General features: G+C 65.2%; 8 protein-coding genes. 3 read left to right on the forward strand and 5 right to left on the reverse strand.

Annotated elements, in window-relative coordinates:
* Position 1: 1 nt before the first annotated feature.
* The 4 genes from OSH10_RS14815 to OSH10_RS14830 all read right to left on the reverse strand — a co-directional run bounded on the left by OSH10_RS14815 (position 2) and on the right by OSH10_RS14830 (position 4,840).
* Positions 2 to 1,093, reverse strand: coding sequence for an ABC transporter ATP-binding protein (locus OSH10_RS14815; protein WP_266332605.1), 1,092 nt, complete (start codon positions 1,091 to 1,093; stop codon positions 2 to 4).
* Positions 1,090 to 2,049, reverse strand: coding sequence for a carbohydrate ABC transporter permease (locus tag OSH10_RS14820; RefSeq protein ID WP_266332606.1), 960 nt, complete (start codon positions 2,047 to 2,049; stop codon positions 1,090 to 1,092). The genes OSH10_RS14815 and OSH10_RS14820 overlap by 4 nt, the downstream gene beginning before the upstream one ends.
* Complete coding sequence (locus tag OSH10_RS14825) at positions 2,046 to 2,906, reverse strand: carbohydrate ABC transporter permease (protein WP_266332608.1); 861 nt, start codon at positions 2,904 to 2,906, stop codon at positions 2,046 to 2,048. The genes OSH10_RS14820 and OSH10_RS14825 overlap by 4 nt, the downstream gene beginning before the upstream one ends.
* A 305-nt stretch (positions 2,907 to 3,211) precedes the next feature.
* Positions 3,212 to 4,840, reverse strand: a complete 1,629-nt coding sequence (locus OSH10_RS14830) for an extracellular solute-binding protein (protein ID WP_266332609.1) — start codon at positions 4,838 to 4,840, stop codon at positions 3,212 to 3,214.
* A gap of 411 nt (positions 4,841 to 5,251) precedes the next feature.
* Between OSH10_RS14830 and OSH10_RS14835 the strand changes: the two genes are divergently transcribed.
* From OSH10_RS14835 to OSH10_RS14845, 3 genes are all read left to right on the forward strand, one after another.
* Positions 5,252 to 6,289, forward strand: coding sequence for a LacI family DNA-binding transcriptional regulator (locus OSH10_RS14835; RefSeq protein WP_266332611.1), 1,038 nt, complete (start codon positions 5,252 to 5,254; stop codon positions 6,287 to 6,289).
* Between the two features lie 349 nt (positions 6,290 to 6,638).
* Positions 6,639 to 7,736, forward strand: coding sequence for an alcohol dehydrogenase catalytic domain-containing protein (locus OSH10_RS14840; protein ID WP_266332612.1), 1,098 nt, complete (start codon positions 6,639 to 6,641; stop codon positions 7,734 to 7,736).
* A 21-nt stretch (positions 7,737 to 7,757) separates the two neighbouring features.
* Positions 7,758 to 9,392, forward strand: a complete 1,635-nt coding sequence (locus tag OSH10_RS14845) for an FGGY-family carbohydrate kinase (RefSeq protein ID WP_266332613.1) — start codon at positions 7,758 to 7,760, stop codon at positions 9,390 to 9,392.
* Between the two features lie 1,376 nt (positions 9,393 to 10,768).
* Here OSH10_RS14845 and OSH10_RS14850 read toward each other — a convergent pair.
* Positions 10,769 to 12,571, reverse strand: coding sequence for an adenine deaminase (locus OSH10_RS14850; RefSeq protein ID WP_266332614.1), 1,803 nt, complete (start codon positions 12,569 to 12,571; stop codon positions 10,769 to 10,771).
* Positions 12,572 to 12,595 lie beyond the last annotated feature (24 nt).

The raw sequence follows: 12,595 nt of genomic DNA on the forward strand, positions 1-12,595 counted from the left end.
CTCAGCCTCCCCGGATCGCGGCGGTGGAAGCGGCGTCGAACAGGCGGACCGCTGCCGGCGCCGGCACGATCGAGACGTCGTCGCCGATCGAACAGCCGACATCGTTTTCGGCGACGATCTTGACCGTCTGGCCGCTCTCGACATGGACGATGGTGCGGGCGCCGATGCGCTCGACAAAGGTGACGCGGGAGCGCAGCCCCTGCCCTTCAAGGCCAAGCGTCGCCTCTTCCGGCCTGAACCCATATTGCACGGCCCGGCTGCCGGCGGCACTCGCCGCCGCGGCGAGATCATCCGGCAAGGGCGGCGAGACGCCCCAGGACCCGAGATCGACGGCGAGCCCGCGATCCGTCTCGGCCAGTTCGCCGGCGATCAGATTCATGCCCGGCGCGCCGATGAACCTGGCCACGAAGATGTTGGCCGGGTTGTTGTAGACTTCGAGCGGCGTGCCGACCTGCTGCAGCACGCCATGGTCCATCACGGCGATGCGGTCGGCCATGGTCATGGCCTCGAGCTGGTCGTGGGTGACGTAGACCATGGTCTGCTTGAACTGCTTCTGCAGATGCTTCAGCTCCGTCCGCATCACGGCGCGGAAGGCGGCGTCGACATTCGACAGCGGCTCGTCGAGCAGGAAGATCGCCGGCTCGACGATGGCCGAGCGTCCGATGGCGAGGCGCTGCAGGATGTTGACCGAGAGCTTGGCGCTCTTCTGGTCGAGCATCGGCGTCAATTGCAGGAAATCGGCGATGTTCTTCACCCGGCGGTCGATCTCGGACCGGCTCATGCCGCGCATCTTCGGGCCATAGGCGAGGTTCTGGCGAACCGTCATATGGGTGAAGATCGCGTAGTTCTGGAACACGAAGCCGACGCCGCGCTTGCCCATCGGCACGCCGTTCATGTCGCGTCCGTCGAACAGGATGCGGCCGCCGGAGGGGTCTTCCATGCCAGCGATCATGTTCATGGTCGTCGACTTGCCGCAGCCGGACGGGCCCAGCAGCGCCATGAACTCGCCGTCGCGGATCTCGAGATCCATGGTCTTCAGCGCGGTGAAATCGCCAAAGCGCTTCACCAGGTTTTCAAGACGGATGGTGGTCATGCCCGTCCCCCGTTTTTGGCAGCTTCCATCCGCTTCATGGCGAAGACGGCAAGGACGGAAAGGGCGATCAGGATGACGAGCGCGATGGCCGCGACATAGCCCCAGATCAGGTCCTGGGTCGTGACCTTGTAGATGTAGACGGAGATCGTCTCGGTCGCGACGCCGGGGCCGCCACCGGTCATGATGTAGAGCGTGTCGAAGATCTTGAAGATCTCGATGACGCGGATCGCCAGCGCGATCACCATGATCGTCTTGATGCGCGGCAGCATGATCGTGAAGAAGCGCTGCCGCCAGTTGGCGCCGAGCAGGGTGGCCGCCTTCAACTGGTCCTCCGGCACGCCGACCAGGCCGGCAAGCAGGATCAGGAACATCAGCGGCGTCCACTGCCAGATGTCGGCGATCATCACCGCGACCAGCGCCAGCGTCGGATCGGACAGCCAGGCGATCTTGATATCCATGCCGGACAGCGCCGAGAGGATGCCGTTGAATGGCCCGCCCGACTGGAACAGCATGAAGAACATGTAGCCGGCGACCGCGGGCACGACCATCATCGGCATCAGCAGGATCGAGTAGAAGACCCGCTTGCCGGGGAAGTCGTCCATGAACAGCGTGGCGAGGCCCAGCGCCAGCAGGAACTCGGCCGGAACGCAGACGAGCATGATGATGAAGGTGCGCCAGAGCGCGCCCCACCAGCGCCGGTCCTCGAGCAGGTCGGTGTAGTTGGCGAAGCTGTTCCAGGACTGCCAAGCCTTCCACCAGCCGACGCCATCGAGTGGCGACCAGTCGGTGAGGCTGATATAGAGCTGCATCAGCAGCGGGAAGCCGGCGATGAACAGCACGAGCAGCTGGGTCGGCAGGGTCAGGCGGAAGCCGAGCCGACGCGATTCCCGGTCCACCGGCGGGATGGTGCGCGGCGCGGCTTCGGCGGCGCCCGGCAGGATTTCGGTCGCGCTCATTGCTTCAGCGCTCCGAAGGTCAGGCCGCGGACCAGATGCTTTTGGATGGCAATGCCGAGGATGACGGGCGGGATTGCCGCGAGCAGGCCGAGCGCCGCCTTGGCGCCATAGAGCTGGCCGGTCATCGAGGATGAGAGCGAGGCCATGTAGACCGGAATCGTCACCCAGTTCTTGGTCGTGAGTAGCAGCGCGATGAGATAGTCCGACCAATTCAGGATGAAGACGAGCAACGCCGAGGAGGCGAGCGGCGCGCGCATCACCGGCAGGGTGATCTTCATGAAGACGCGGAAGCGCGAGCAGCCTTCGACGAGGGCGGCTTCCTCGATCTCGCGCGGCATCTCGTCGAAGAAGGTCTTCATCAGCCAGAAGGCGAAGGGCAGCGTGACGATGCCGTAGATCAGCGCCAGGCCCCACCAGGTATCGATCAGGCCGAGAAAGGCCCACATGATCATGACCGGGATCATCACCGCCATGGGCGGGAACAAACGAAGCTGGATCAGCGCCAGTGGCAGGTTCTTGCCCGAGCCGAAACGCGACAGGCCATAGGCGGCGGCCGTGCCGCAGACCATGGCGATGACAGTGCCGAACACGGCCGAGAGCAGCGACGCCAGGATCGGCCGCCAGGCCGTGCGCTCCAGCGCGACGATCAGGTCGGAAGTGCTCTGGCCGAAGACGAAGCGGAAATTGTCCAGCGTCGGCGCACGCGGAATCCAGGTCAGGTCGGCGCCCGTCGCCGACCATTCCGGGATCGGCTTGAAGGCCATCGACACCATCCAGAGGATGGGCAAGAGCGTCAGCGCGAGCGCAAGCGCGATCGCTGCATAACGGAAGATTTCAAAGGCGGGTGAACGCCGCATACTCATTCCTCTCACGACCTTGCGGTTGCCGCCGGTCGTCCAGCCAACTCGCCGTCATCCCCGCGAAAGCGGGGATCCATTCAGCTTCCCAAGCCCTGGGTTGAATGGATCACGGGTCTTCCCCCGGGATGACGAAGCGCGCTGGTGCTCCGTTTCCTTGAACCTACCGAAGGCCCTCACCCAACCCTCTCCCAGAGGGAGAGGGCTTTTTCGCCAGCGCTTTTCATCGCCATCGAGGCCTGTGATAAGCGCACCCTCTCCCGCTGGCGGGAGAGGGTCGGGGTGAGGGTCTTCGCCTCTTTCGGCTACGTCACGACCGGATCGAGCACCGTCGGCCACGAGGCCTTGTTGCTGCGGATCGCGTCGAGGAGCTTGTCCTCGCCGATACGCCGGGCGATGCGCTTCCATTCGCGCTCCGTGTCGGCCATCGCCTGTTCCGGCGTCTTCGACTTGGTGCAGGCGGCGACCAGGTTTTCGTCGAGCGCGTTGTGGAAGGCGGTTGCGCCCGGATAGTTGATGGTCGGGACCGTGCGCGCGACGACCTCGCGCAGATTGTCCATGTGGTAGGCGTGGTACGTCTCGCGGACGAGCGGATCGGCGAAGTTCGCCAGCTGGAACGGGTCGAAATAGCCGCCCGGATTGGCCGTCATCCAGGAATAGATCCGGCTGGAGCCGAGCCATTGCAGCAGCAGGTAGCAGGCTTCCGGATGCTGGCTCTGGGCCGAGATCGAGGCCGACAGGTTCAACCAGAGCACCGAGCGGCGGACCAGCTTGTCGTCGATGACGCGGCCGGGCGGCAGCATCGAGCCGATCTTGCCGGTGACCTTCGAGCCCTCATTCGCCTTGTTGTCGAGGAACTTCGGCAGGTTGGAGAAGGCGCAGGTCATCGCCGCGCCGCCATTGCCGAAATTGCCATACTGCTCCGGCCAGCCCCAGGAGATCGCGTCCGGCGAATGATGGGCAAGGCTGTCGACATATTCCGTCGTCGCCAGGATGCCATTGGCCGAATTGATCAGCGGCGCGCCATTGTCGTCGAACAGGAATTGGTTCGGCGAGGCGGTCGAGACGAAGCGCTGATACCAGTTGGTGTAGCCCCAGCCCTGGTTGCGCAGGTCGGTCGAGCCGAACAGGCCCTTGTCCGAGCGGTGGAAATGCGAGGCGATGTCGCTGTGCTGCTTCCAGGTGGTGGGCGGCGCCAGATCGTAGCCGAACTTGTCCTTGAAGGCCGACTGCTCGGCCGCGTCGCCGAACAGATCGGTGCGATAGACCCAGCACTGATAATCGCCATCGAGCGAGACGCCGTAGACGGAGCCGCGATAGCGATTGAACAGGCTGACGCCTGCGTCGCCGCCGGGATAGCCGCGCTCGGGATTGTCCCATTCCGGCTTATACTGCGCGACGAAATCATCCATCTTGACGAGACCATTGGTCTCGGCGAGGTCGCCCAGGCGGTTCCACTCGACGGCGTAGATGTCGAACGCGCCGCCCTGGGTGGATATGTCCTGCATCGCCTTGGTGAATTCCTGGCCGTTGGGCTGGCCGACGATCTCCAGCGTGACGCCGGTTTCCTTCTCCCAAAGGTCCTTGATCGACGGCGCGCCTTCCGGGAACGGCTTGGTCAACTGGCCGATCGAGCCATCCGACAGGCCGAGCACGATCTTGCTCGGCGCCTTGCCGGCGGCCTTCAGCGCCTTGATGCCTTCGACGGCGCGGCCTTCCGGCGTATCGGCGCCATACTGGTAGCGCTCGGCGCCCGGGAAGCCCGTGGGGCCGCCGATCATGCCCGGCGACAGCGCCGTATCCGCGAAAGCCGGCCGCAGGAACTTCGGCGCGATGCCGATCGCCGCCGTGAGCGCAAAGGCCGAGCCGCCCGTCTTCAGCAGACGGCGACGGGTGAAGCCGGACGAGCCGGCGGACGAACCGCGCGTGGACATGATTTCCCCTCCCAAGGACAAGCGGATCATTCGCTGACCCGTCACATCGGCGGAGATGATTGATATTGATTTGTTTCGATGTCAACAGGCGACGCAATGCATCATATTCGACAAGAATTTTTGATGCGTCGCAGCATTGCGAGTGGGGCAAGTCTCTTTGAGAACGGGACGATAGATGCAGAGACGCCCGTAGAATGGCGCAATTCCGCGAGAAATGGCGATCGAGCGTCGCCGTCGCACATCCCTCGTCCCCGCGCCCACCAGGCATGCAAAATCCATCAAATACCTCATTGACATCATTTTACACCAAAGACATCATTTGGCATCGCGACACTGCCGCCGCTTCCGGTCCTCCGGGCAAACGGCGTACCTTGCGACGTCTTCGGCCCTGAAACGACTCGGACATACGGAATGCGGACGACGCTGGCGGACATCGCACGGGAGGCAGGGGTTTCGACCGCGACGGTCGACCGCGTCCTCAACAATCGCGATGGCGTCAAGGAGCGCACCCGCGACCGCGTGCTGACGGTCGCGGGAAAGCTCGGCTATGTCGAGGAAGGGGCACGCCCCGTCCTGCCAGCCTCGCTCGCCAGCCTGCCCGGCGGCATCGTCGACCTCGACATCGTGCTGCCCGGCGGCACCAACACCTTCATCAACAACCTCGCCGCGCGCTTCGCCGACACCGCCGCGGTCCGCCCGGACGTCAATCTGCGCATCCACTCGATCGAGGGGTTCGAGCCGGTCCTGCTGGCCGAAAAGCTGGAAGCGCTGCGCGGCAAGAGCCAGGGCGTCGGCCTGATCGGGCTGGATCATCCGGTGGTGCGCGAGGCGATCCGCTCGCTCGCCGGCTCCGGCGTGCCGGTCATGACGCTGATCTCCGACATCAGCCACGTGCCGCGCGTCGGCTATGTCGGCATCGACAACCGCGCCGCCGGAAGGCTCGCCGGCTATCTGCTCGGCCGCTTCATGAAGGCGGAGACCGGCAAGGTCGCCCTGTTCGCCGGCTCGCTCTCCTATCGCGGCCATGAAGAGCGCGAGATGGGCTTTCGCCACATGCTGCGCGAGGAATATCCGGGGCTCTCGATCGTCGAATTGCGCGAGATCCGCGACGATACCGAGCGCGCCTATAGCGAGGCGGTCGCGCTGCTGGCGCGCTATCCCGACCTCGCCGGCATCTACAATATCGGCGCGGGCAATCGCGGCATTTCGCGCGCGCTGCAGGAGGCGGGGCGCGAAAAATCCGTCGTCTTCATCGGCCACGAACTGACCGAGCACACGCGCCGTTTCCTCATCTCCGACACGATGGACGCCGCGATCGACCAGAACCCGCGCGTCGAGGCCCGCGAAGCGGTCGACCGCCTCGCCCGCGCCGCCCGCGGCGAGGAAAACCCGACCGGCCCGGCGACCCGCCTGCAGGCGATCTTCAAGGAAAATATCCCGGAGGTGTGAGGCGACGAGGGGAACATCTGGATTCGCGCCTTCCCACGCTCGCCGTCATCCCGGGCGCAGCGTAGCGGAGACCCGGGCCCCCTTCAGCCGAGTTGCAGGGGAGTCTCGCACGGCTGGCGCTTCGGCTGCATGGATCCCCGGTCAAGCCGGGGATGACGGCGAGCCTGGGGGAGATCGGCCGCTACAACCTCCCCATCCCCCCTCGCCTCCCCCGCCCGCCTGTCAAATCCGTATCAGTCGGCGTGCGTTTCGGCATTGGCGCGGCGGGCGTGCAGATCCTATTCTCGCGGCCCTGATCCATCGAACCGATGCGCCCGCCAAACGGGCCACATGCCTGGGGAGGCCTCCCATGTTTCAATCGCGCACCATGACGGCGATCGTCTGCCATGGACCGAAGGACTATCGCGTCGAGGCGGTGGGCAGGCCCGAGCCCAAGCGGCGCGAACTGGTGCTGAAGATCGACGCCTGCGGCATCTGCGCCAGCGACTGCAAGTGCTGGTCCGGCGCCAACATGTTCTGGGGCGGCCAGAATCCCTATGTGAAGCCCCCGGTGATCCCGGGCCATGAATTCTTCGGCCGGGTCGACCAGATCGGCGAGGAAGCGGCAGAGCACTTTGGCGTCGCCGTCGGCGACCGGGTCATCGCCGAGCAGATCGTGCCCTGCGACAAGTGCCGCTATTGCCGCTCGGGCAGCTACTGGATGTGCGAGGTCCACAACATCTTCGGCTTCCAGAAGCAGGTCGCCGATGGCGGCATGTGCGAATATATGCGCATTCCCGAGACCGCCCGCGTCCATAAGATCCCGGAAGAAATCTCGCTCGAGGACGCCGCGATCATCGAGCCGCTCGCCTGCGCCATCCACACCGTCAATCGCGGCGACATCCAGCTGGATGACGTCGTGGTCATCGCCGGCGCCGGCCCGCTCGGCCTGTTCATGACGCAGATCGCGCATCTCAAGACGCCGAAGAAGCTTGTTGTCATCGACCTAGTGCCGGAGCGCCTGGCGCTGGCCAAATCGTTTGGCGCCGACGTGGTGATCAACCCGCGCGAAGAGGATCCGATCGAGATCGTGCGCGGCCTGACCGAAGGCTATGGCTGCGACGTCTATATCGAGACGACGGGCGTGCCGGCCGGCGTCACGCAAGGGCTGGAGATCATCCGCAAGCTCGGCCGCTTCGTCGAGTTCTCGGTGTTCGGCGCCGAGACGACGGCCGACTGGTCGATCATCGGCGACCGCAAGGAACTCGACATTCGCGGTGCGCATCTGGCGCCCTATTGCTATCCCGTCGCCATCGACCTGCTGCAGCGCGGCCTCGTCACCTCCAAGGGCATCGTCACCCACCATTACGGCCTGAAGGACTGGGACGTCGCCATCGAAAAGGCTTATGGACTGGATTCGATCAAGGTGCTGCTGCGGCCCGGCTATGGAGCGGATGCCGCCGGCTGAGACGCGAACAGGGACGTTTGCATGAGCTATTTCATCGGCATCGATGTCGGCACGGGCAGCGCCCGCGCCGGCATTTTCGACGCGACCGGCGTGCTGAAGGCCTCGGCCAAGCGCGAGATCACGCTCTGGCACGAGCCGGGCGATGTCGTGGAGCAGTCGTCGGAGAACATCTGGCAGGCAATCGTCGCCTCGGTGCGCGAAGCCATGGCGGCCGCGCGCATTCCTGCCGATCAGGTCGCCGGCATCGGCTTTGACGCCACCTGCTCGCTGGTGCTGATCGGCGCCGACGACCAGCCCGTCACCGTCAGCCCCTCCGGCGATCCCGCGCGCAATGTCATCGTCTGGATGGACCACCGCGCCACCGACCAGACCCGCCGCATCAACGCGACCCACCATCCGGTGCTCGCCTATGTCGGCGGTGTCATCTCGCCGGAGATGGAAACGCCGAAACTGCTCTGGCTTTCGGAGAAGAAGCCGGACAGCTTCGCGGCCGCAAGGCACTTCTTCGATCTCTCCGACTGGCTCACCTATCGCGCCACCGGCAGCCTCGCCCGTTCCGTCTGCACCGTCACCTGCAAGTGGACCTATCTCGCGCATGAGAAGCGCTGGGACGAGAGCTATTTCCGGCAGATCGGCCTTGGCGCTCTGGCGGACGAGGGCTTTGCCCGCATCGGCACGGAGGTGGTCGATCCCGGCACGCCGCTGGGCAACGGCCTGACGGCGCGGGCCGCGGAAGAACTCGGGCTCCAACCCGGCACGCCGGTCGGCGCGGCACTGATCGACGCGCATGCCGGCGGCGTCGGCTCGATCGGTGCGCGCGATACGTCGAACCAGCCGACCGACGCCAAGCGCCAGATGGCCTACATCTTCGGCACCTCGGCCTGCGCCATGACGACGACGGTCGAGCCGCGCTTCGTGCCCGGCGTCTGGGGCCCCTATTTCTCGGCCATGCTGCCCGGCCTCTGGCTGAACGAGGGCGGCCAGTCGGCGGCCGGCGCCGCTATCGACCATCTGGTCAAGCTGCATCCGGCCTATCCGCAGGCGGCCGCCTCCGCCAAGGCCGAGGGCAAATCGCTGCTCGCCTATCTGGAAGCCCGCGTGGCGACGCTCGCCCCGACGCCGGAGGCGATCGCCCGCCTCGCCGCGCCCCTGCAGGTCGTGCCGGAATTCCTCGGCAACCGCTCTCCCAACGCCGACCCCGAAGCCCGCGCCGTGATCGCCGGGCTGGACATGGACGAGGACCTCGACAGCCTGGCGCGGCTCTATCTCGCCGGCATTTGTGGCCTCGGCTATGGCGCGCGGCAGATCGTCGATGCGCTGGCAAAGCAGGGCGCGGAACTCGACACGATCGTCGTTTCCGGCGGCGCCGGACAAAGCCCGCTGGTGCGCCAGGTCATGGCCGACGCGACCGGGCTCGCCATCGCCGTGCCTGAATCGTCCGAGCCCGTGCTGCTCGGGGCCGCGATCCTGGGCGCGGTGGCAGCCGGAGCCTTTGAAGGCACGGTTGCGGCCATCGACGAGATGTCCCGGCTAGCCTCCGTCCATCGCCCGGCGGGCGGCACCACGGCGGGAATCCATGACGCGAAATACCGCGTTTTCCTCGCCCTGCAGGCCGCTGAACGCCAGGCTCGCGAACTGGTCGCCTCGGCGCTGTAGCCGAGGCGCGCGCCCCAAACTTCCGCGGCCGCCGAACACGCCTGTTGCCGTTCCGTCACATCGCGCCGAACTCGCTGCGCGACGGCGCATGGACCGTGCGTTCCGCGGCGATTCCAATTGCCAGGAATCACGAAAAGGAAGATGCGTCTCGGGCTCTGTTCAACGCCATAAATGGGGGCACCATGGCCAAGCGTACCTACGAGACTCCGGCACTGGTCAAGCGCGAAAAGCTCGACCGGATCGCGGCGGGCTGCGTCGGCTCGAACTGCAACTAGGCAGAGGCAGGCGACGGGCGCCCCGGGCGGCCCGTCCCGCCAAGTGCCATCCACCTCGACAAGGAAGCCCGGCCGGCAGGCCGGGCTTTTTTCAGTTTCGGGCCCCATCGGAATCACAGCGTTACATTGCGGCAACGCCAGTCTCGAAATGATATTTCCCGACCTTTGCTGTGCCAACTAAATGCTTGCGCACCATAGGTGAAATCGAGAAAAATTCAGCTGTCATTATTACCAAGGGGGCCAACATGACGAAGCGTAGCTACGAGACTCCGGTTCTGATCAAGCGCGAGAAGCTCGACCGCATCACCGCCGCGTGCATTATCTCGGAGTGCCCCGTAACCTAAGCTCTCAGAGTATTCGATTAGCGAACCAAGTAGTAGGATTGGCCTAGCCACCCTGCACTTGACGCATCAACCTCTGTTCAAGTTGTGACGGAGGATTTCGATATTTCGCGGCGATGTACTTCGCCGCAACAAGCACTATGACAACTTTGCCGCAAAACGGCAGACTAATGGACGAAGGGGACGATGATGACCAAGCGCACCTATGAAACGCCGGTCCTGACCAAGCGCGACAAGCTCGATCGCATCGCGGCGGATTGCCCGGTTTCGAACTGCCAGGTCTGAGGATTCATCGCCCTTGTCTTGCACCGTCAGGACCGGGGAGATCGCAATCGCTCAAATCGATGACACATCACCAAGGACGACAGAATGACCAAGCGCATCTATGAGACGCCGGTTCTGACCAAGCGCGAGAAGCTGGACCGCATCACGGCAGCCCCTTGCCCGGTTTCGGGTCCCTGCGGCCCGCAATAGTTCGCACGCGGTACGCCGCTTGTTCCGATGGAGGGACAGTCTGCTGCCGCCATCAATTTGCATCATCCGATGCGACAGGGGGACTATGAATGACCAAGCGCACCTATGAGACGCCGGTGCTAATCAAGCGCGAGAAGCTCGACCGCATTGCGGCTGAATGCATCGGCTCGGATTGCAATATCGGCTAGTCGCGAGAGCCTCACGGCCCTCGGCGCCCAGTTCGGGCTTCTGCCCGGCGAACGAAACACCCCGGCATCCCACGATGCCGGGGTGTTTCGTTTTCTCCTCAGGCTGGTTCGAACATGGCCTGGATTTCCATCTCCGGCACCAGCACCAGACCCTTGTCGGTGATGCGGATCTCGGGAATGACGGAAAGCGGGATCAGGTTGAAGCCCATATAGGGGATCGAGCAACCCGCCTTTTCCCACTCGATCTTCAGCGCCTTCGTCTCCTCGGCCACTTCCGTGACGCGCTTGTCGGAGAGCAGGCCGGCGATCGGCAGGTCGATCTTCGCCAGCACCTTGCCGTCGGCGACGACGCAGACGCCGCCCTGGGTCGCGGCGACCGTCTCGAGCGCCAGCTTCATGTCCGGCTCGTTGGTGCCGGCGATGATGATGTTGTGGCTGTCATGTCCGACCGAAGACGCCACGGCGCCGCGCAGCAGGCTGAAGTTCGAGAGCACGCCATGCGCGACGTTTCCAGCCGACTTGCCGTGCCGCTCGACGACGGTGACGAAGCAGAGGCCGTGCCGCTCGAACAGGCTCTCCCAGTCATTCGCCGCCTCGATTTCGATCCGGTCATGGCCGAGCGTGATGCCGGGAAGCTCGGTGCGGATCGCGTGCAGCGTTCCGGGACCCGCCGGCAGATCCGGGGTGAGCTTCAGATCCGCCGGAAGCTTGACCGTCTGATAGGCGGCCTTCGGGTACTGGTAGCGATCCGATAGCGCGGCATCGAGCAGCGGCGTGATCTTCGCGCCGTCGACCACCAGCTCGCCGCCATACCACGTCGATTGCGGATCGAGATCGTCGCTCATCAGCACCAGATCCGCCCGGCGTCCGCCGCCCATGCCGCCGATCTCGCCATCCTGGCCGAAGCGGGTCGCGCCATGCAGCGAGCCCATCGACCAGGCCTGTTCGGGCGACATGCCGGCCTTCACCGCCTCGCGCACCACCCAGTCGAGGCCGAACAGCATCAGGTCGTCGGCATCGCGGTCATCGGTGCAGACGGCGACGCGCTTGTGCGAGGCGCCCAGTTCGGTGATCGTCTTGATCGCCTGCGGCAGCGAGTGCCACGGCGTCGTCGGCGGGCCGCCACGAAGGAACAGCCAGATGCCGGCCTCCAGCATGTCGTCGGCGATCTCGCGATCGATGGCTTCATGCGTGTCGGTGACGCCGCTGGCGGCATAGGCGGCGACGAATTCGCGGCCATAGACGTGGCCCGAGACCGGACGCCCGCGCGAAAGCGCCGCCGCGATGATCGCGTGGCTGCGCTCGTCGCCCATGGCGACGGGCACGAAATCCATCTTTTCGCCCAGCGCGACCGCTTCCGGCCACTTGTCGAACAGCGCGGCGATCTTGTCCGGCGTCAGGTCGCCGCCGGCCGTCTCCAGCTCGGGCGAGGTCGCCGGCACGGTCGAGGGCACCGTCAGGAAGATCGACAGCGGCGCGACGCGCGCATCTTCCAGCATCGCCTCGACGCCGGCGACATCCATGACGTTGCCGATCTCGTGGCTGTCGCAGAAGATCGTGGTCGTGCCGTTCAGCAACGCGGCCTCGGCATAGGCGCAAGCCGTGACCATCGACGATTCGATGTGGATGTGCGGGTCGACCAGGCCGGGCGCGATGATGCCGCCCCGGGCGTCGTAGATCGCCTTGGCGCCGCCCTTATGCGTGCCGGAAGGTTTTACGGCGGCAATGCGCCCCCCGGAAATCCAGACCTCGCGCTCGGGCAGGATGCGCTCCGAATAGGTCGAGAGCACGCGGGCGCCCCGGATGACGAGATCCGGCGCGGCGCGGCCCGAAGCCACATCGGCAAGACGCCGTGTCTGGGTGGCCAGTGGCGCGACGGAGAAGCGGGTGAGCCTGGTCATTTCAACCTCGATCGATGGCGGCAG

The organism is Kaistia defluvii (genome assembly GCF_026343955.1).
Lineage (GTDB): Bacteria > Pseudomonadota > Alphaproteobacteria > Rhizobiales > Kaistiaceae > Kaistia > Kaistia defluvii.

Bases quoted from the DNA above. Each gene is read 5' to 3' on its own strand.
- OSH10_RS14815 (WP_266332605.1), bottom strand. From the start codon at position 1,093: ATGACCACCATCCGTCTTGAAAACCTGGTGAAGCGCTTTGGCGATTTC.
- OSH10_RS14820 (WP_266332606.1), bottom strand. From the start codon at position 2,049: ATGAGCGCGACCGAAATCCTGCCGGGCGCCGCCGAAGCCGCGCCGCGC.
- OSH10_RS14825 (WP_266332608.1), bottom strand. From the start codon at position 2,906: ATGCGGCGTTCACCCGCCTTTGAAATCTTCCGTTATGCAGCGATCGCG.
- OSH10_RS14830 (WP_266332609.1), bottom strand. From the start codon at position 4,840: ATGTCCACGCGCGGTTCGTCCGCCGGCTCGTCCGGCTTCACCCGTCGC.
- OSH10_RS14835 (WP_266332611.1), top strand. From the start codon at position 5,252: ATGCGGACGACGCTGGCGGACATCGCACGGGAGGCAGGGGTTTCGACC.
- OSH10_RS14840 (WP_266332612.1), top strand. From the start codon at position 6,639: ATGTTTCAATCGCGCACCATGACGGCGATCGTCTGCCATGGACCGAAG.
- OSH10_RS14845 (WP_266332613.1), top strand. From the start codon at position 7,758: ATGAGCTATTTCATCGGCATCGATGTCGGCACGGGCAGCGCCCGCGCC.
- OSH10_RS14850 (WP_266332614.1), bottom strand. From the start codon at position 12,571: ATGACCAGGCTCACCCGCTTCTCCGTCGCGCCACTGGCCACCCAGACA.